Annotated in this window: 22 protein-coding genes; 10 read left to right on the top strand and 12 right to left on the bottom strand. The window is 57.8% G+C overall.

Going from position 1 to position 18,083, the window contains the following annotated elements:
- Window positions 1–4: 4 nt before the first annotated feature.
- The 9 genes from K5E80_RS00390 to K5E80_RS00350 all read left to right on the top strand — a co-directional run bounded on the left by K5E80_RS00390 (window position 5) and on the right by K5E80_RS00350 (window position 5,019).
- Entirely contained in the window at window positions 5–667 is a 663-nt protein-coding gene (locus K5E80_RS00390) for a flagellar basal body-associated FliL family protein (protein ID WP_220634293.1), read from the top strand.
- A 12-nt stretch (window positions 668–679) separates the two neighbouring features.
- Window positions 680–1,675: a flagellar motor switch protein FliM gene (gene fliM, locus K5E80_RS00385; RefSeq protein ID WP_220634292.1), complete on the top strand. Its 996-nt coding sequence runs from the start codon at window positions 680–682 to the stop codon at window positions 1,673–1,675.
- 69 nt (window positions 1,676–1,744) lie between these two features.
- The gene (gene fliN / locus K5E80_RS00380; protein ID WP_220634291.1) at window positions 1,745–2,149 is read left to right on the top strand and encodes a flagellar motor switch protein FliN; all 405 of its coding nucleotides are present in this window, start codon (window positions 1,745–1,747) and stop codon (window positions 2,147–2,149) included.
- Entirely contained in the window at window positions 2,143–2,589 is a 447-nt protein-coding gene (gene fliO / locus K5E80_RS00375; RefSeq protein ID WP_220634290.1) for a flagellar biosynthetic protein FliO, read from the top strand. The genes fliN and fliO overlap by 7 nt, the downstream gene beginning before the upstream one ends.
- Window positions 2,582–3,334: a flagellar type III secretion system pore protein FliP gene (gene fliP, locus K5E80_RS00370; RefSeq protein ID WP_220634289.1), complete on the top strand. Its 753-nt coding sequence runs from the start codon at window positions 2,582–2,584 to the stop codon at window positions 3,332–3,334. The genes fliO and fliP overlap by 8 nt, the downstream gene beginning before the upstream one ends.
- Entirely contained in the window at window positions 3,331–3,600 is a 270-nt protein-coding gene (gene fliQ / locus K5E80_RS00365) for a flagellar biosynthesis protein FliQ (RefSeq protein ID WP_220634288.1), read from the top strand. Before fliP ends, fliQ begins: the two co-directional genes overlap by 4 nt.
- Window positions 3,601–3,693: 93 nt before the next feature.
- Window positions 3,694–4,476, top strand: a complete 783-nt coding sequence (gene fliR, locus K5E80_RS00360) for a flagellar biosynthetic protein FliR (RefSeq protein ID WP_220634287.1) — start codon at window positions 3,694–3,696, stop codon at window positions 4,474–4,476.
- 89 nt (window positions 4,477–4,565) lie between these two features.
- Complete coding sequence (locus tag K5E80_RS00355) at window positions 4,566–4,820, top strand: BrnT family toxin (protein ID WP_220634286.1); 255 nt, start codon at window positions 4,566–4,568, stop codon at window positions 4,818–4,820.
- Window positions 4,795–5,019, top strand: a complete 225-nt coding sequence (locus K5E80_RS00350) for a BrnA antitoxin family protein (RefSeq protein ID WP_220634285.1) — start codon at window positions 4,795–4,797, stop codon at window positions 5,017–5,019. Before K5E80_RS00355 ends, K5E80_RS00350 begins: the two co-directional genes overlap by 26 nt.
- Before the next feature lie 141 nt (window positions 5,020–5,160).
- Here K5E80_RS00350 and K5E80_RS00345 read toward each other — a convergent pair whose 3' ends face one another.
- Window positions 5,161–5,538 (bottom strand): hypothetical protein, encoded by a 378-nt coding sequence (locus tag K5E80_RS00345; protein WP_220634284.1) that lies wholly within the window; start codon window positions 5,536–5,538, stop codon window positions 5,161–5,163.
- Between the two features lie 258 nt (window positions 5,539–5,796).
- Here K5E80_RS00345 and K5E80_RS00340 point away from each other — a divergent pair, with 258 nt between their 5' ends.
- Window positions 5,797–7,023 carry an HD-GYP domain-containing protein gene (locus K5E80_RS00340; protein WP_220634283.1) on the top strand — a complete coding sequence of 409 codons (1,227 nt, stop codon included), beginning with the start codon at window positions 5,797–5,799 and terminating at the stop codon, window positions 7,021–7,023.
- A gap of 189 nt (window positions 7,024–7,212) precedes the next feature.
- Here K5E80_RS00340 and flgL read toward each other — a convergent pair whose 3' ends face one another.
- The 11 genes from flgL to flgB all read right to left on the bottom strand — a co-directional run bounded on the left by flgL (window position 7,213) and on the right by flgB (window position 17,904).
- On the bottom strand, window positions 7,213–8,421 hold the full coding sequence (gene flgL, locus K5E80_RS00335; RefSeq protein ID WP_220634282.1) for a flagellar hook-associated protein FlgL: 1,209 nt from the start codon (window positions 8,419–8,421) through the stop codon (window positions 7,213–7,215).
- 15 nt (window positions 8,422–8,436) lie between these two features.
- Window positions 8,437–10,338: a flagellar hook-associated protein FlgK gene (flgK, locus tag K5E80_RS00330; protein WP_220634281.1), complete on the bottom strand. Its 1,902-nt coding sequence runs from the start codon at window positions 10,336–10,338 to the stop codon at window positions 8,437–8,439.
- Between the two features lie 235 nt (window positions 10,339–10,573).
- Window positions 10,574–11,446 carry a flagellar assembly peptidoglycan hydrolase FlgJ gene (gene flgJ / locus K5E80_RS00325; protein WP_220634280.1) on the bottom strand — a complete coding sequence of 291 codons (873 nt, stop codon included), beginning with the start codon at window positions 11,444–11,446 and terminating at the stop codon, window positions 10,574–10,576.
- Window positions 11,443–12,585, bottom strand: coding sequence for a flagellar basal body P-ring protein FlgI (locus K5E80_RS00320; RefSeq protein WP_220634279.1), 1,143 nt, complete (start codon window positions 12,583–12,585; stop codon window positions 11,443–11,445). The genes flgJ and K5E80_RS00320 overlap by 4 nt, the downstream gene beginning before the upstream one ends.
- 125 nt (window positions 12,586–12,710) lie before the next feature.
- On the bottom strand, window positions 12,711–13,394 hold the full coding sequence (locus tag K5E80_RS00315; protein WP_220634278.1) for a flagellar basal body L-ring protein FlgH: 684 nt from the start codon (window positions 13,392–13,394) through the stop codon (window positions 12,711–12,713).
- A 60-nt stretch (window positions 13,395–13,454) separates the two neighbouring features.
- A complete protein-coding gene (gene flgG, locus K5E80_RS00310; protein ID WP_220634277.1) occupies window positions 13,455–14,237 on the bottom strand; it encodes a flagellar basal-body rod protein FlgG in 783 nt (260 codons plus the stop codon).
- Window positions 14,238–14,248: 11 nt separating this feature from the next.
- Entirely contained in the window at window positions 14,249–14,983 is a 735-nt protein-coding gene (gene flgF / locus K5E80_RS00305; protein ID WP_220634276.1) for a flagellar basal-body rod protein FlgF, read from the bottom strand.
- Window positions 14,984–15,110: 127 nt separating this feature from the next.
- Window positions 15,111–16,376 (bottom strand): flagellar hook protein FlgE, encoded by a 1,266-nt coding sequence (gene flgE, locus K5E80_RS00300; protein WP_220634275.1) that lies wholly within the window; start codon window positions 16,374–16,376, stop codon window positions 15,111–15,113.
- A 15-nt stretch (window positions 16,377–16,391) separates the two neighbouring features.
- Window positions 16,392–17,063 (bottom strand): flagellar hook assembly protein FlgD, encoded by a 672-nt coding sequence (locus K5E80_RS00295; protein WP_220634274.1) that lies wholly within the window; start codon window positions 17,061–17,063, stop codon window positions 16,392–16,394.
- A gap of 14 nt (window positions 17,064–17,077) precedes the next feature.
- Window positions 17,078–17,494, bottom strand: a complete 417-nt coding sequence (gene flgC, locus K5E80_RS00290; RefSeq protein ID WP_220634273.1) for a flagellar basal body rod protein FlgC — start codon at window positions 17,492–17,494, stop codon at window positions 17,078–17,080.
- Between the two features lie 5 nt (window positions 17,495–17,499).
- Window positions 17,500–17,904 carry a flagellar basal body rod protein FlgB gene (flgB, locus tag K5E80_RS00285; protein ID WP_220634272.1) on the bottom strand — a complete coding sequence of 135 codons (405 nt, stop codon included), beginning with the start codon at window positions 17,902–17,904 and terminating at the stop codon, window positions 17,500–17,502.
- Window positions 17,905–18,083 lie beyond the last annotated feature (179 nt).

Raw genomic sequence — 18,083 nt, 5'->3', positions numbered from 1 at the left:
TATCTTGAACACCGCTACTACCGCAAATCCTAAAATCAGTGTCGATGAAGAGCAGAAGCCCGTACGGCGGCGCAAGCGTCTTCCACTCATCATTGCCGTACTTGCATTGCTTGCTGCCGTAGGCGGCGGCGCCTCTTGGCTCATGAGCCAAGAGCATGCAACGAAGGTTGACGAACCAGGGCAGAAAAAGGAATCGGCGCCAATTTACGTCCCGCTCGAAAACATCACCGTGAATCTCCAGGATGAAGGCAGCGATCAGTTTCTACAGATTGGCATGAGCCTGAAGGTCTCTGGAGAATCCACAGCCGACAAGTTAAAAACTTTCATGCCGGAAGTTCGCAATCGCCTGCTGTACCTGTTATCCAGCAAATGCGCCTCCGAGCTGACAACAACCAGCGGTAAGGACAAGCTCAGCCGCGAAATTCGGGCCGAGGTAAGCCGGGTACTGGAACCGGACGCGACAAGTGTCCCGTCCCAAGACGCCGGTGCCACGGACGTTCCCAAGATTCCGATTACCGAGATCGCTGCAGTGGATGCTCCCTCTGTAGCCGCTGCTGTTTCAGCAGCAGGGACGGAAACCCCTGCTGTCGCAGAGGCAACAACCGCCGCAGCGCCGGCGGACTCGAACATCATCGGGGTCATATTCACTTCCTTCCTCATTCAGTAGCGCGCCGCCATCATGACAAAAGAATTCCTTAGCCAGGATGAAGTCGATGCCCTGTTGAAGGGCGTTAACGGAGACCCCGACGATGAGCCGCAGGAACATGACACGAGCAGCATCAGAACCTACAACCTGGCCACTCAGGAGCGTATCGTCCGCGGGCGCATGGCCACGCTGGAACTCATCAATGAGCGTTTCGCCCGGCATTTCCGGATCGCCCTGTTTAACCTGTTGCGGCGTACCGCCGAGGTCAGCGTTGGTCCGGTACGGATTCTGAAATACAGCGAATTCGTCCGCAATCTGGTGGTACCGACGAATCTGAACATGGTGCAGATCAAACCGCTGCGGGGAACGGCGCTGTTTATCTTCGATCCCACCCTGGTATTTCTGGTGGTAGACAACATGTTCGGCGGCGATGGCCGCTTTCATAACCGGATCGAAGGCCGTGAATTCACCCAGACCGAACTGCGCATCATCCAGCGCTTGCTGCAGGTGGTGTTTGAAAACCTCTCCAAGTCTTGGCAATCCGTCTATCCGGTCGAGTTCGAGTATCTGCGCTCGGAAATGAACACCACCTTTGCCAATATCGCCACGCCCAACGAAGTTGTCCTCGCCTACACTTTTATGATTGAACTGGGCAGCGTGAGCGGCGAGTTCCATATTTGCCTGCCCTACGCGATGGTTGAGCCCATTCGCGATCTGCTCTCGAGCAGCTTGCAAGGCGACCACATGGAAGCCGACAAGCGCTGGGTCAAGCTGCTCTCGCGTGAAGTGCAGACGGCTGAGGTTGAACTGGTAGCCAACCTGGGCCATGGCGCCCTGACCCTCAAACAGATTCTTGGCCTGAAAGTCGGAGACTTCGTGGCACTCGACGTTGCCGAAAGCATACACGCCGCCGTAGATGGCGTGCCGGTGATGGAATGCCGCTACGGTGTATGTAACGGCCAATATGCGCTCAAGGTCCAAAGCATGATCGATCACCGCAGTAATGATCTACAGGAAAAGGCAGCATGAAGCTGTCTCTACCACAACCCTCATTTCAATTACACATGCCCTGGTTTCAAGTTCTGGAAGGAATAAATCATGTCTGAAGCAGTGATGAAAGGAATCCCCGCCGCTGATGATTGGGCCAGCGCCATGGCGGAACAAAGTGACGCGGGAGCCTCCGGGAAAGCCAGCATGCTCGAGCAATTCAGTCCCTCCGACACCAAGCCGGAAAGCCTCAATGATCTCGACATGATTCTGGATATTCCGGTACAGCTCACAGTTGAGCTGGGACGTACCAAGATCGCCATCAAGAACCTGCTTCAGCTGGCACAGGGATCGGTGGTGGAACTGGACGGTCTGGCCGGCGAGCCGATGGACGTGCTGGTCAATGGCTGCCTGATCGCGCAGGGCGAGGTGGTCGTGGTGAACGACAAGTTCGGCATCCGGCTGACCGACATCATCACGCCGTCGGAGCGCATCCGGAAACTCAAGAAATGGTAAATCTCAGGCAACTGGCACTGACAGGTCTGTCAACGCTGTCGTGGAACGCGAGCGCCGAGTTGACGCATCCGGTGGCAACACCGCCAGCGCCCATTGTTTCCGCTGGCAGCCTGCTTCAGGTTGGGGCATCCCTGGTGCTGGTGCTGGCAGCGGTCGCCACAGTGGCCTGGCTGATGAAGCGTCTGAATCCACATCAGACCGCATCCAGCAGCGCCGTGCGCGTGGTGAGTGCCACCGCGGTTGGTCAGCGCGAACGCGTGGTGCTGGTTGAGGTTGACGCCACATGGCTGGTGATCGGCGTTGCGCCGGGCCATGTCACCGCCCTGCACTCCATGGCAAAACCAGCAGTACCGATAAGCAACGTTCCACACCCGTCTTCGAGCGACAACAAGTTTGCCGGCTGGCTCAAACAAACCCTTGAGCGTGGGCGCAATGGCTAGACGATTGTCACTATTGATACTGGCACTGACCGCCGCCGTATTCGCAGGATCAGCTTTCGCAGCGTCGAGCCAGCTACCCGCCCTGACCGTGACGAAATCCGCCGCCAGCGGACAAACCTACAGCCTCAGCATCCAGACACTGGTCCTGCTCTCGGCACTGAGTTTCTTGCCGGCAGTGCTGCTGATGATGACGGGATTTACCCGCATCATCATCGTGTTGTCATTACTGCGGCATGCGCTGGGGACGCAAACCTCGCCGCCCAATCAGGTGCTGATCGGCCTCTCCCTGTTTTTGACATTTTTCGTGATGTCGCCAACCATCGACAAGATCTACGCCGAGGCCTATCAGCCCTTCTTCGAAAACCGGATCGGCATGGGCGAGGCCCTGGATCTCGGCTGCAAGCCGTTGCGGACATTCATGCTGCGCCAGACACGCGAGCCGGATCTCGCCCTGTTCCTGCGCATTGCCAACACGTCCGACATCACCGAGCCGCAACAGATTCCGATGCGGGTGTTGATCCCGGCCTATGCCACCAGCGAGCTGAAGACCGCATTCCAGATCGGCTTCGTCGTCTTCATTCCCTTCCTGATCATCGACATGGTCGTGGCTAGCGTGCTCATGTCCATGGGCATGATGATGCTCTCGCCGGTAATCATTTCCCTGCCCTTCAAGATCATGCTGTTCGTACTGGTCGACGGCTGGAACCTGCTCATCGGTTCGCTGGTGCAGAGTTTTTACGTATGACCCCCGAAAGCGTACAGACGCTGATCCAGAACGGCCTGGAGATGACCATGCTGCTGGCCGCGCCGCTGCTGCTCGCGGCACTGGTGACCGGACTTCTGGTCAGCATATTCCAGGCCGCCACCCAGATCAATGAAACCACGCTTTCGTTTATTCCAAAACTGTTGGTCATGGCCGTGGTACTGGTGGCTGCCGGTCCCTGGATGATCAATCTGATAGTGGACTATACGCGCCGGCTGTTTCAGGAAATACCGTGGATGATCGGGTAGCGAATTCAAGATGCAAGAGCGGCACTACGCGCCTTCAAGCCACAAGTACGCTCGAACCTTGCAACTTGCCCCTTGCAACTTGAACCTTAATAAGTGATCACCCTCACCGAAGTTCAGCTCAACGCCTGGCTAACCGGCCTGCTCTGGCCACTGGCACGGATACTGGCGCTCATCGCAACCGTGCCGGTGCTCGGCAATGAGGTGATCCCGGCCCGTTTCAAAATTGCGCTCGGCCTGCTCATCACCATCATCATCGCCCCCCTCGCCGGGCCGCCGCAGGCTGTGGAACTCTGGTCGGGAAGCGGCATGGCGATATTGGTACAGCAAATCGCGATCGGGACCGCCATGGGCTTCACCATGCGTATCGTATTCGCCATGGTCGATCTCGCCGGGGAACTGACCGGCTTGCAAATGGGCTTGGGCTTCGCCTCCTTCTTCGATCCGCAGAACGCTGCGGACACGGCGTTGATTTCGCAATACCTGGGAATCATGATGACGCTGATTTTCCTCGGCACCAACTCGCATCTACTGGTGATTGCCACACTGACGGAGAGCTTTCAGGTACTGCCGATTTCAGCCGACCCGCTCGGCTCCGCGCTGTGGCTGACCCTGGTGCAGTGGGGTGGCAAGACGTTTTCGATCGGACTCATGCTGGCGCTACCGATACTGGCGGCGCTGCTCATTGCCAATCTTGCCTTGGGCATACTGACACGGGCCGCTCCCCAGCTCAATATTTTCTCGATCGGCTTCCCCATAACGCTGTTGTTGGGTTTTGCCGTGCTGTTGCTGGTATTGCCGCAGATGAGTGCAGCGTTGGAAAAACCCCTGCAGCAGGGTTTGGAGATGATGTTGGCGCTGGCACGAAACGCGCATTGATTGGGTACGATGCAGCAGAAACAATCGTAATGTCCAGAATTATTCTGTAGTTACGAAAAGCATGACATGGGTAACTTTTTGTAACGACAATGGCCCATGATCCCTGGGACGAACCCAAGCGAAAAAGGAATCTCAAGGATCACGGCATTGATTTGGCTGAGGTCGCTTGTGTTTTCGATGCCCCGATGGTCATGGTGGAAAATGAGCGCAAGCATTACGGCGAACAGCGCCTGCAAAGTTTGGGCTGGTTTCGCAATCGCGTAGTCTTCCTGGTATGGATGGAGCGCAATGACAGCGCCCGAGTAATTTCCTGTCGTTATGGTGACAAACATGACGAAGGGTAAAGTTCGACTGCCCGGCCAGCGTGACCCGCAAAAACAGCCAACCAAGGTAGCAGTAACAGTGCGATACAGCCCCGAAGTTGTGGAGTACTTTCGAGCAACCGGCGAAGGCCGGCAAACACGCATGAACGATGCAGGCACATATGAAGCGGCACCGCGCGGCGTAATCCATCGGCATTGCAGTGCGGAATTTCTGCCGTAGCTTCACGTGCCCTGATGACCCGGGCGTCACGAAAAATCCTCCAAGTAGATCGGCGTCCCACCCAATTCGATAAAAGGTCTTTCATCGCTGATCTGTATGTCGCTGCCGTCGGCAAAGTTCAAATAGAGTTTCGCGCCAACCTTACGCTTGAACGGCAAGGGGATAATTTCGTGGCGAATGCCCCCAACCTCCAGTAACCCTTCCGATATTGTGTTGGGCGAGGTCGACCATGAAGTTGTGAAACTCGACTTTAGCGGCTTCATTAGGTTCGCGAAGAAGGTCTACGAACCGTGCGAACATTACGTCGGTTGTCTTGACGCGTTGGCTGAATTCGAGTTCATTTGCCAGGATTCGCATAGCTTCGTCGTCCGCGTGCGCCATAAGTACCAGGAGTTCGGCGGCGATGGGTTGCGCATCGACGACGAGTTCCACGGTTGTATAGCGCTTGCCACGTGCGTCATAGATGTGGTACCGCACGCAGACATACCCTTGCCATGAAGCGATTTCCATTGATGGCATGACATCGTCACCTTATGTGAATGACTTTGAAATAACAGCCCGGCGCTAAAGCGGCAAGGATTTCCTGTTTACCCAGGTCGTAGCAACGGGCCATCCATTGTGCTGGCAGGATCACGCAAGGCAATGAGTTCAGCACTGAAAAACCATCAGCACCCTCGGCTTTCCTGTAATCAGGAATTCACCGGTTGGCGAAGTTTAGATAGGGGCAGCTTTGCCGCCGGGGTAAAGTTTTTGCAGGCAACGACCGTTAAAGTCACCATGCTAAAAAGAATCAGCGTCAAACATCTGCGCACGGGGATGTTCCTGCATGGGTTTTGCGGCGCCTGGATGGAACACCCTTTCTGGCGCAGTGCTTTTTTGCTCAAGAATCCGAAAGATATTGGGCTTATCGTCGATTTCGGCATCCAGGAAGTCTGGATTGATACCGCCAGGGGCCTGGATGTTCCCGCCGATCAAGCCAGGGAGGAGGCGAAGAACAAAATCGAGAAAGCGCTTGTATCTGCCGCCGCTCCAGCCAGGCAGATTGGGCCTGTTCCCATTGCCGAAGAAATGAAACGCGCCGCAAAAATCATTTCCAAATCCAAGGAAGCGGTTGTGTCGATGTTTCTCGAAGCCCGCATGGGTAAAGCGCTGGATGCCGGGAAGGCGCTGCCGTTGATTGAAGAGATAAGTGATTCGGTGTTGCGCAACCCGGGAGCGCTTATCAGCCTGGCGCGAATCAAGAACAAGGACGAGTACACCTACATGCATTCGGTGGCGGTGTGTGCGCTGATGGTGGCGCTGGCAAGGCAGTTGGGCCTCAGTAAAATCGAAACGATGGACGCGGGTCTTGCCGGTCTGTTGCACGATGTCGGCAAGATGATGATTCCCGACAAGGTGCTCAACAAGCCGGATAAACTTACCGAGGAAGAGTTCACGCTGATCAAGAGCCATCCCGAAGAAGGGCACAGGCTTTTGCTCGAAGGCAGAAACATCAGCGCGGTGGCGCTGGATGTTTGCCTGCATCATCATGAGAAGGTCGAAGGCAATGGTTACCCGCGCCGCTTGAAGAATGAGCAGATTTCACTGTTCGCCAAGATGAGCGCAGTGTGCGACGTGTATGACGCCATTACGTCAGACCGGCCTTACCGGAAAGGCTGGGATCCCGGCGAAGCGTTGCGCATAATGGCGGAATGGTCGGCGGGCCATTTCGATGAAGTTGTCTTTCGCGCCTTTGCCAAAAGCACGGGTATTTATCCCATCGGCTCTTTGGTGCGCCTGCACTCGGGCCGGCTCGGTATTGTCGTCGACCAGACGGAAAAGTCGCTGCTGACGCCCAAGGTGCGGGTATTTTTCTCGACCAAATCGAACCTGCACCTGCCGCCGGAAATCGTCGATCTTTCGATCTTTGGCGCACACGACAAAATTGTGTCCGCTGAAAATCCGGCAAAGTGGAAATTTACTGGCTATGACAGAATGCTGGGGTCGGTAAATCTTTGGGATTAGGGGATCATTCATCCTGGAAAAAGCAGTCAGCTTGCTTCTGCCATTATCAGGTTCTGAACAGAATGACACTCACTTAAGCATGCATTTCATGCGTTTGCCATTCATGCGAAGGGGGAATCCAGTGGCATTCGGCAATAAAAGGCGCTGGATCCCCGCCTTGGCGGGTATGGCGTGCTTAACAATTTGCCGCTACAGGTAGGTGAACAAACTCAGTCCCGATATCTGGACAAACGACTTCTGCGCCGCCTGAAGGCTTAACTGCTCCTGTGTGAGATCGCTGATCGCCACATTCAGGTCGACATTCTGCAGCCGGGACAGGGTCTTCTGGTATTGAACGGAGCGATTGCTGCCCGCACTCTGCAAGACGTCGATTTCATTGAGCTTGGCGCCGATCACGCCGCGCTGGGTCAGTACGCTGCCCAATGCCTGATCGAGATTGATCAGTCCCTGTTTCAAGCCATTCGCCAGGCGGGCCGAATCGCCGGGCGCATGCACCGGCGTTTGCAGCAGGTCGATCAGATCCTGCACCGTCTTGAATATGCTCTGGTCCCCGCTCGGGGCAATGGTGAATTTGTCGCCATTGACTGGCGCACCCTCGATCACGATATCCATGCCATCGAAACGGATTGAGTCGCCGCTGGAATACGGTTGCGCGGACAGGAGTGTTGCATTGGTGGTGCTGTCGACGACAGCATAGGTCGTCGTGCCGCCGCTGACAGAAAAGTTGATGCTGTAATTGTGCCTGGTGAGGCTGGACGGGTCGATCACTGAACCCGGGTTGATGAGTCCGCTGCCGTTATTGCCCGGACTATCGCCGCTAACGAAAGATCCGTTGCCGCCCGGAATGCGGGTAAACACGTCGGCGCCGGAAACGCTGACGCCCATCTGACGTGAACTGTCCACCTGGATCAGTCGCTGCCCGTCGTCGCCGTTGTATTGCACGCCAACGGGGCCGGAACTGAAGGGCTGCGATTGGGACTGGTAGCCGGCAAATAAATAACGGCCCTGGCCGTCAGTGGCATTGGCCGCGCCCTGTAGTTCGCTGAGGGCGCTGGAAAGCTGGGCGGCCAGGCTGACACGGTCGGAATCGGAAAGAATTCCACTGCCGACATTGACCGCGATGGTGCGGACGTTGGTGATGATGCTGGAAACCTGGGCCAGGCTGCCCTCCACCAGCGACAAACTATCCGCAGCCGCGCTGCGGTTGGTCGCGTACTGCGTATTCATGGCATCGGCCTGGGATACATCCAGGGCTTGCGCGGCGGCTACCGGATCATCGGCAGGGGTCAGAATGCGCTTGCCGGTGCTCACCTGCTGTTGGGTATGTAGCATTTGCGCTTGATTGCGCAATATGGCGCTCAGACCCTGATCATGAAGTGTGTTGGAGCTGATCCGCATGGCGTTATTTCCTTCTTAGCCAAGTTGCAAAATGGAGTCGAACAGTTTGTTTGCCATTGCCATAACCTTGGCCGAGGCCTGATAGGCCTGTTGATAGCGCATCAACTGCGCGGCTTCTTCGTCGAGATTGACGCCGGAGAACGATTCTCGTGCGGCCGTAGTCTGAGCCACCAGCGCCGCCTGAGCGGTGCTGGTGATATCCAGTTCATGAGTCTTGTTCCCTATGTTGCCGACCAGATTGCCATAGGCCGACTGATAGCTCATCGTGCCACCGACTGAATTCGCAGTCTGCAGTCCGGCGAGCAGCAAGACATTACGGTTATCGGCAACACCAACGGTATTCTGAACTATGCTGAAGACATCCCCTGTTACCGGGGTGCCGCTGATCTGCACCGTCCAGCCGTTGTAGGAAATATCTTTTCCTGGTACATATGCCATGCTGGCAGCTGGAATACCGGTTCCGGTACCGCTGACATCGAACGTGCCCGCAGAGGTAAACGTCAGTGTGACAGACTGCCGGAGATTGGTATTCGCCGGCGGCGGTCCGTTCACGACACCGGCGCTGATCTGGCCGCTGCCGATATTGGCTGCGCCTGATGTGGTGCGTATTGGCGCCGCCAGCGCAAGCTTGGCCGCGTCGGTGATCGCAACGGAAATGGATCCCGCCCCCGCCACGGTCGGGCGTATCAGAAATTCGTCTCCCGCCGCCGCGGCACCCGAGGTGAGCGCAAGCGCGACCCCGTCTACCGTCTGCGGCAGAGTGGCGAAGGTCTGCTGGTTACCGTCCGACAATCGGGTGAGCGTATAGACCGTACCATCGAAACCCAGCTTGTAGTCGCTGGTCGTCAATGCAGCGGAATTGCTCAAGGCCCCGGCAATCACGGCGCTGCCGGTATTTTTTAAACTCGCGGCGATCTGCGGTCCGCCTATATTGAAAAACTTTCCGCCGAGCGCTCCATTGATATCCTGGCCAAGTTGATGCTGTTGATTGAAGGTATCGGCAAGCGTCAGCGCGACACGCCCCAGCATGTTGCGTGTCGAATCCAGCGTCTCGCTACGGAAAGCCAGCAGGCCGCCGAGATTGCCACCCTGGAAACCCGATTCCGGCAGTGGAATCGCTCCGCCCGGACTGGAATAGCCAATCTGGATTCGCCCTGAATCGGTAGGCGAATTGACGGTGTTGAGCGCAAAGGAGGTCGATCCCAGCACCAGCCCCTGACCGTTGCCGACAAAAATGCTGCTGGCGCCGTCGTCCTGTGCCAGAACCGTGACTTTGACTTCCTTGTTCAAATCGGCAATCAAGGCGTCGCGCTGATCGAGCAAATCGTTGGCCGGCTGGCGATTGGCGCCGGACTGCGCCACAACGATTTTTTGATTGAGCTGCGCGATCTGCTGGACATAGGAATTAATGCTGGCAATGCTGGCCTTGAGCTGGCTGTTGATCGCATCGCCCATCCGCGCAAGACTTTGATCCAGAGAATTGAAGCCGGCTGCAAGCGAATCGCCAGCGTTCAGTACCACCTGACGCGAGGTCGAATCTGCCGGATTATTTGCGGCAGTCTGCAAGGCACTGAAGAAACCTTGCAGTACCGGAGCTAAACCGGAACTCGAATCTCCCAGCATGTTGTCGATCTGCTGAATCTGGCTGTAGTAGGTCGAGAGTCGGCTGCTGTCTGCCTGTGAAGCGAGAACCTGATGGTCGAGAAAATCGCTGTAGAGACGCCGCACCGTGCTGACCTGGGTGCCCTGGCCGACGAAACCAGCGCCGGTCGCGACCGCGATTTGCGTAGTCTGCACCACCTGCTGCCGGTTGAAGCCCGGCGTCGACACATTGGAGATGTTGTGTCCGGTCGTCGCCAGCCCCATTTGGGCGGCATTAAGTCCCGACAATCCGGCATTGAGAATTCCGATGGCCACTATGTCCTCCTGGTGAAATTCGCAAAGTGCCTCAGTAAACCTGAAAACCTCATTTGAACCACGGCGACACGGCGAAAACACAAGGCATGGCAGGCATGCGGTGCCTCACCCATCGGGTGAAACGAAGTCCATTGGCAAGCTTTTGATTTTCCGCCGTCCCACGGGAATTTTCTTTGGCCATGCTCGCCGTGCCGCCATGGTGAGCTGCTTTTCCCACGATAAATATGACTGTGGCTCATCCCAGCAAGCCCTGACGCAGGGTGCTGCCCTGCAGGATGCGATTCAGTTTTTCCGCGTACATCGGATCGGTGGCATAACCCGCCTGCTGCAGTCCTGCGGCAAATCCGACCGGATCGTTGCCGCTTGCAATCACCGATGCATAGCGCGGATTGCTGCGCAACATGTTGGCGTAGTCCTTGAACCCTTCGGCATAGGATGAGTAGGCCCTGAATTTTTCCACCGACTTCTGCGCCACGCCGTTCACGTATTCGGTGGTGGTCGCCTCGACGACCGGCCCGCTCCAGCCGCGGCCGGCCTTGATGCCAAACAGGTTGTGGCTGGGGCTGCCGTCCGCGCCACGAATTTCCGCTTTGCCCCAGCCGCTTTCCAGCGCCGCGTGGCCGATCATGAAGGTTGGCGAAATACCGGTATTACGGCTGGCCGCGGCGGCATGCGGCCACAAGCGATTGACGAAATCGCTGGCGCGCGATGACACTGGCGTTTTGTCCGAAGCGGGAGTTGGGGTATCGACGGCGCTCGGCGCGGGAGCCGCGCCAGTGGATGTTGGCGCAACCTGCCCCGGCGTCGCCTGCGGTTTCAACTGGCGCAACATTACGTCAGCCAGTCCGATGCCCTTGGTCGACAGCGATTGCGACAACTGCTGGTCCAGCATCGAGGTGAATTGTTTGGTCTGTTCGCTGTCAAGCAGGCCGTCCTGATCAACCGAGTCGCGCATGCTCTTCAGCATCATGTTCATGAACACAGCCTCGAACTGCTGCACCGCCGACTTGAGCGCGGCATCGGGATCGGTCTTGGCCTGGAGCCGCAGAGCGCCGATGCCCTGGACATCGAGCGCAAAACCATGGGTGGAATTGACGGCATCGATCATATGATTTCCAGTTCGGCGCGCAATGCGCCGGACGCTTTCATGGCCTGCAGAATCGAGAGCAGGTCCTGCGGCGTGGCGCCGATCGAGTTTAACGCCTTCACTACCTCGGCCAGCGACACGCCCTTCAGCATGATGAGGCTGCCGGCGTCCTGGTGGATTTCAATTTGCGAGCGCCGGGCCTGCACCGTCTGTCCTCCCGACGACAGGGGGCCAGGCTGGCTGATCACCGGCTCGGTCGTGACGATGACGGAAAGGTTGCCATGAGCCACGGCGCAGCTATCGACGCTGACGGACTGGTTCATCACCACCGATCCGGTGCGCGCGTTGATGATGACCTTGGCCATGCCTGGCGCCGGAATGACCTCCAGGCCTTCCAGCCGCGCCAGGAATGACACCCGCTGATCGGCATCCGCGGGCGCGCGGACTGCTATGACGCGGCCATCCACCGCAACCGCCGCGCGGCCCCCCAGTTCCCGATTGATGGCTTCGACCACGCGTCGTGCCGTGGTGAAATCTGTGGTGTTGAGTTCCAGATGAATGAACTCCCCCTGGCCCAGAGGTGTTGCCACCGCCCGTTCGACCGTCGCCCCGGCGGCAATGCGCCCGACACTGAGTTGGTTGACTTGCACCTTGCTGCCGTTTGCCGATTCTCCGGCGCCGCCGACCAGCAGATTGCCCTGCGCCATTGCATAGACCTGGCCATCGGCGCCTTTCAACGGTGCCAGCAACAGCGTACCGCCGCGCAGGCTCTTGGCATTGCCCATCGACGACACCGTGACATCGATGGTCTGGCCCGGCTTGGCGAATGCCGGCAAGCTGGCCGTAATCATGACCGCCGCCACGTTCTTGAGCTGGAGACTGGTCCCCTGCGGCAGGTTAACGCCCAGCTGCGACAGCATGCTGATTACGCTCTGGATGGTGAACGGCGTTTGCGTGGTCTGGTCGCCGCTGCCATCGAGGCCGACTACCAGCCCATAACCCGCCAGTTGATTGACGCGCACGCCCTGTATGCTGGCCAGGTCCTTGATGCGCTCGGCATTGGCGGCAGGGGCAACCAGGGCGAGCAGGCTCAGGATTGTCAATAGCAAGCCGCGCAGCGCTGGCCTCTCCCGCACCTCACCCCCCGCTCCTTTCCTCATCAGTGGAGAGGGGCGCAGGCTGTTCCCTTCTCCCTCTGGAAGAAGGGATAGGGATGAGGGAGGGACGCGATATATCCGCCTCCATCCGCACCAAAAACCGATGAGTCTCTTTTTCATGCCTGGCCTCAGAAGGGAAGGAAGGTCAGGAAGAACCGCGCCAGCCAGCCCATAGCCTGAGCCTCCTGAATGTAGCCATCGCCCTTGTATTCGATGCGGGCATCCGCAATCTGGCTCGATTGCACCGTATTGCCAGCACCTATGGTGACTGGGTTGACGATGCCGGATATGCGAATGGTCTCGGTGCCCTGCGCCAGCGCAATCTGTTTCTCGCCGCCGACCATCAGGTTTCCGTTGGGCAGGACTTCCAGAACGGTCACGCTGATGGTGCCGGTAAATACATTGCTGGCCGAGCTGCCGCCCTTGCCGTCGAACTTGTTGGCGGAATCGGCCGAAATGCTGGCGCCTAGGAAGGACTTCCCGGGCAGGCCTTGCAGGGTGGGTACGCTCGCGCTGAGACTGCCGGTCTTCTCGGCCTGGCTCTCCGCCGTCTTGCTGGCATTGATGTTCTCTGCAATGACTACCACCAGCGTATCACCGACGTAGCGGGCGCGACGGTCCTCGAATAGCGGCCGATAGTTCGCGGTCTGGTAGATGGCGCCGCTTGCCTGCGGTACCGGAGCAGCCGCTGCCGGCCGCGCGCTAACCGGCTGGGTGACGATGCTCTTGGAAAACACGGAACAGCCGGACAGGAACGCGGCGCAGAGGCACTGAGAAAGACAAAGCTTTCGTATCCAAGCATCCAGGTTCATCTCTGTGTCCTCTGTCCCACGGGGATTTCCTTTGGTCATGTCCTCTGTGGCAAATGCCTTTTACATTTGCGACAGGCGTTGCAGCATCTGATCCGAAATCGTCACCGCCTTGGAATTGATTTCGTAGGCACGCTGGGTCTGGATCATGTTCACCAGTTCCTCAACGACATTGACATTGGAGGTTTCGGCATAGCCCTGATTCAGCAGACCCAGGCCGTTGCTGCCCGGCGAGCCATTGCTGGCGGTGCCGGACGCCGCGGTTTCGAGATAGAGATTCTCCCCATGGCTCTGCAAACCGGCCGGATTGATGAAGTTGGCAAGCTGCAATGTCCCCAGTTGCACCGGTGTTGCCGTGCCAGACTGGGTCGCGCTGACCGTGCCATCCTTGGCGATGGTGACGCTGAGGGTATTGGCCGGAATTGTGATGGCAGGTTGCACCTGATAACCGCTGGACGTCACCAACTGGCCCTGGCTATTGACCTGGAATGCGCCGTCGCGGCTGTAGGCGGTGGTTCCATCGGGCAGCAATACCTGGAAGAATCCGGACCCTTGAATCGCAATATCGAGCGAGTTCCCGGTCTGCTGCAGATTGCCCTGCGTGAAAATGCGTTCCGTGGCAACAGGTCTGACGCCGGTGCCGATCTGCAATCCCGACGGTAACTGATTCTGTTGCGACGATTGTGCGCCAGGCTGACGCAAGGTCTGATACAGCAGATCCTCGAACACGGCGCGCGACCGCTTGAAGCCGTTGGTGCTGACGTTCGCCAGATTGTTGGCGATCACGTCCATCTGGGTCTGCTGGGCATCGAGGCCGGTTTTCGAAATCCATAGCGAACGGATCATATTTTTTCTCCTTAAACTTTCAATAACTGGCTGGCCTGCTGCGCATTCTTGTCGGCGGTTTGCATCAACTTCATCTGCATATCGAACTGGCGTGCCAGCGCGATCATGCTGACCATGGTTTCAACGGCATTGACATTGCTGCCTTCGAGCGCGCCAGGCGCCAACACCACGCTGCTGTCGGCTTCGGCAGTACCGCTGCCAAGTCGAAACAACCCGTCACCGCCTTTGCTCAATCGGCTCTGTTCCGGATTGACCAGCTTGATGCGTCCCAGGGTGACGACCGCACTCGGCTTCGATCCGACCGGCACGCCGGAAACTGTGCCATCGCTGGCGACGGTGACCGCGGTATCGGCTGGAATCGCGATTGGTCCGCCATCGCCCATGACGTTCAAGCCGCTCGCGGTTTGCAGCACGCCGTTGGGACTGATCTGGAAGGCGCCATTGCGCGTGTAGGCCTCGCCGCCGTCCGTGGCCTGTACCGCAATCCAGCCCTGCCCCTGCACCGCCACGTCGAGATTGTTGCCGGTGGTATTGATGGCGCCCGGTGTGAAATCCGAACCTGCCGTCGAATCGACCACGAAACTGCGCGTCGCCAAACCGTCGCCGCGCGCCGCCACTTCGCGAAACACGCTGGTGTCGGCGCGGTAGCCGGTAGTGGCGACGTTGGCCAGATTGTGCGCCACCGCCGCCTGCTGGCTGAGAATGTGTTCGGCGCCGGTCATGGCGACGTAGATCATGCGATCCATTGTTTCCTCCGTCGGTGGTGTCATTCCCGCGCAAGCGGGAATCCGGCGACTTGAAAGCCCCTGGATTCCGGCTCGCGCTTCGCGCGTCCGGAATGACAGATAAATGCCAGTTTTCGGGCCACGATGCTCAGCGCAGATTCACCAGCGTCTGCATGACGGAATCCTGTGTCTTGATCGACTGCGCGTTGGCCTGATAGACACGTTGCATGGTGATCATGGCCACCAGTTCTGCCGTCAAATCGACATTGGAATCTTCCGTCGCCGACGCCTGTAGTACACCGAGATTGCCACTGCCGGGAACCCCGATCAACGGCACGCCGGAATCCGGCGTTTCACCCCAGAGATTGCCGCCCATCGCCTTGAGTCCCTGATTGTTGTTGAAATTGATCAGGACCATTTGTCCCAGGTTCTTGGCCTGCCCATTGGTGTAATTGCCCAAAATAACCCCGTCAGCGCCGATGGCTACACCGCTCAGGCGCCCCGAGGCATAACCATCCTGATCCATCGAGTTGACGCCGAAAGCGTTACCAAACTGGGTGCTGCCGGCCAGGTTTATTGACATGGTCAATGTAGGGGTGGCGCCGTTGCTCGTGCCCAGCGCGGTAGCCACGCCGTCCAGGTCGATGCTCATGTTGGCGGGCATGGCCGTGGTCATGGCACCGCCGTTGTCGAAGACCAATGGCAGCGGATTGCCGGCACCGGCGCCCAGATCAATATTGGCGACCGGTGTTCCGTCGACATTGGCATGGACGTTCCAGGTATTGGCCACCGCACTCTTGACGAAGTAGAGCGACATCACGTGGGAGTTTCCCAGTGAGTCGAAAACCGACACCGAGGTTGAGTTGGTGTAGCTGGTGGGGTCATTCGGATTGAATGGCGCACTGGCAGGAACAGCGGCGCTCGAATTCAGACTCAGGGCTGCGTTCACATTACTCGTGACCTGCGGGGGAATGTCGCTGGAACTCAATTTCAAATCCACCGGCGACGAAGGCGCGATGTTCCCGTTCGTATCGGCCGCGTAACCGGTCAAATGAAGATTTGTGCTATTGACGATATAGCCCTGCTTGTCGAGATGAAACTGACCATCACGGGAATAGCTGATCGCACCGCTATCGCTCAGGCGGAAGAAACCGCTGCCGTTGATGGCCACGTCCATCGGATTATTGGTGGTACTGATGTTGCCTTGAGAAAACTGCGGCGCAATTGCGACCAACTGCGCACCAATGCCAATGGCCGTAGCACTGGAACCTGTTTGCGAATTGGCAAATACATCCGAAAACAGCGCAGTGGCCGCCTTGAAACCGGCCGCGTTGGCGTTGGCGATATTGTTCCCGATGACGTCCAGGCTTTTCGTCGCCGCATTCAATCCACTCAAACCCTGTTCAAAACTCATCGCATTTCTCCTTCGTTACATGATCTGTTTGACATCGCTGAGGACGGCGGTCTGCGCGCCACCCAGATTCAATACGACACCGCCGGCCGTGCTGGAGACGCCCTCTACCTGACTAAAACTCAATGGAGTGGCGGGAATAGCGCTGCCGGCCGCCGATGCATCCAGCACCAGCTTGTAATTGCCATTGGCAGCCGTCATCCCGGCATCGGTAACTCCGTCCCAGCTCAACACCACACTGCCGGCCGGATGCGGACCGACATCCATGCTGTGCAATACATTGCCGGCGCCGTCCTGGATGGAGACCTTGAGATGATCCACCGACTGCGGCAGATCGGCGCCGAAAAGCGCCGTGCCGTTTTGCAAGTTCAGGCTACTGCCCGGCACCAGCACGCCATGGCCGATCAGGCTGGTAGCCTGGATCGACTGCGCGGCCGAGAAACTCGCCGCCATGTTGGTCAATGTGGTATTGAGCTTGTCGATGCCGGACACCGTGTTGAGCTGCGCGATCTGCGTCGTCACCTGCGCGTTGTCCATCGGATTCAATGGGTCCTGGTTTTTCATCTGCACCACCAGCAGTTTCAGGAAACGATCCTGCGCATCCCGGGTCGATGACGCCGCTGTCGACGAACTGCCATTCAGGGTAGTCATGTCGACTGGAGCGTTGTAGACCGCGTTGATCGCACTCATGCTTGTCTCTCTTTCTATTGACCCAGACTGAGGGTTTTGGCCATCAGGGTTTTCGCCGTATTCATGACTTCCACGTTGTTCTGGTAAGCCCTCGATGCGGAAAGCATGTTCACCATTTCCTCGACCACATTGACGTTGGACATGGTGACGAAGCCCTTGTCATTGGCCAGCGGATGCTTGGGATCGAAGACTTCGCGCATCGGTGATGGATCGCTGATCACGCCCGTCACCCGGACGCCGCTGGCGCCTTCGCCGCCCACCGGCGCGGTGGCGAAAACCACCTGCTTGGCGCGATAAGGCTTGCCGTCGGCACTGGTTGCGCTGTCGGCATTGGCGAGATTGCTTGCCACCACATTCAGGCGCTGCGCCTGGGCCGCCATGGCCGATCCGGCGATGTCGAATATATTGCCGATGGAGACAGGCGTCGTCATGACATTCATCCTTGAATTGCGGCCAGCAGGGTTTTGATCTGGCTGTTGAGGAAGGTCAGGCTGGCTTCCATCCTGACGGCGTTGTCGGCAAACTGGGCGCGCTCGGCGTCCATCTCGACCGTATTGCCATCGACGCTAAGTTGAGTCGGCGTGCGATATAAAACCTGCTGCTCCGGCACCGGCTGCGCGGCATTGGCGCCAAGATGCCGCATGGAAGTTTTGTCGGGGCCTCCACCTTGCGAGCCGTTATTCAACGCCGATTGCAACGCGCTGTTGAAGTCGATATCGCGCGCCTTGTAGCCGGGCGTGTCGGCATTCGCGATGTTCGATGCCAGCAGCTGCTGCCGGTAGTTTCGCAGTCCCAGCGCCTGCTGGTGAAACTGTAATACATCGTCAAGTTTACTGATCATGGGTCCTCCCATCCGGCATCAGGTGCCATACTTCCACGCCACACATACTAGTGACCGACACACAAGCACCGTCGAAAAATCAGCAATGGAAACAAATCGCAGTCCTTGGCACGGGAAATTCAGGAGCAATTTTTTGCGTTTATCGAAGCGCGGCAGAATCTGCCGTCGACGGAAAAAAT

Origin of the sequence: Georgfuchsia toluolica (assembly GCF_907163265.1) — a bacterium.
Lineage (GTDB): Bacteria > Pseudomonadota > Gammaproteobacteria > Burkholderiales > Rhodocyclaceae > Georgfuchsia > Georgfuchsia toluolica.
Note: the sequence above shows the minus strand (reverse complement) of the source record. Positions and strands in the feature narration are given on the sequence as shown.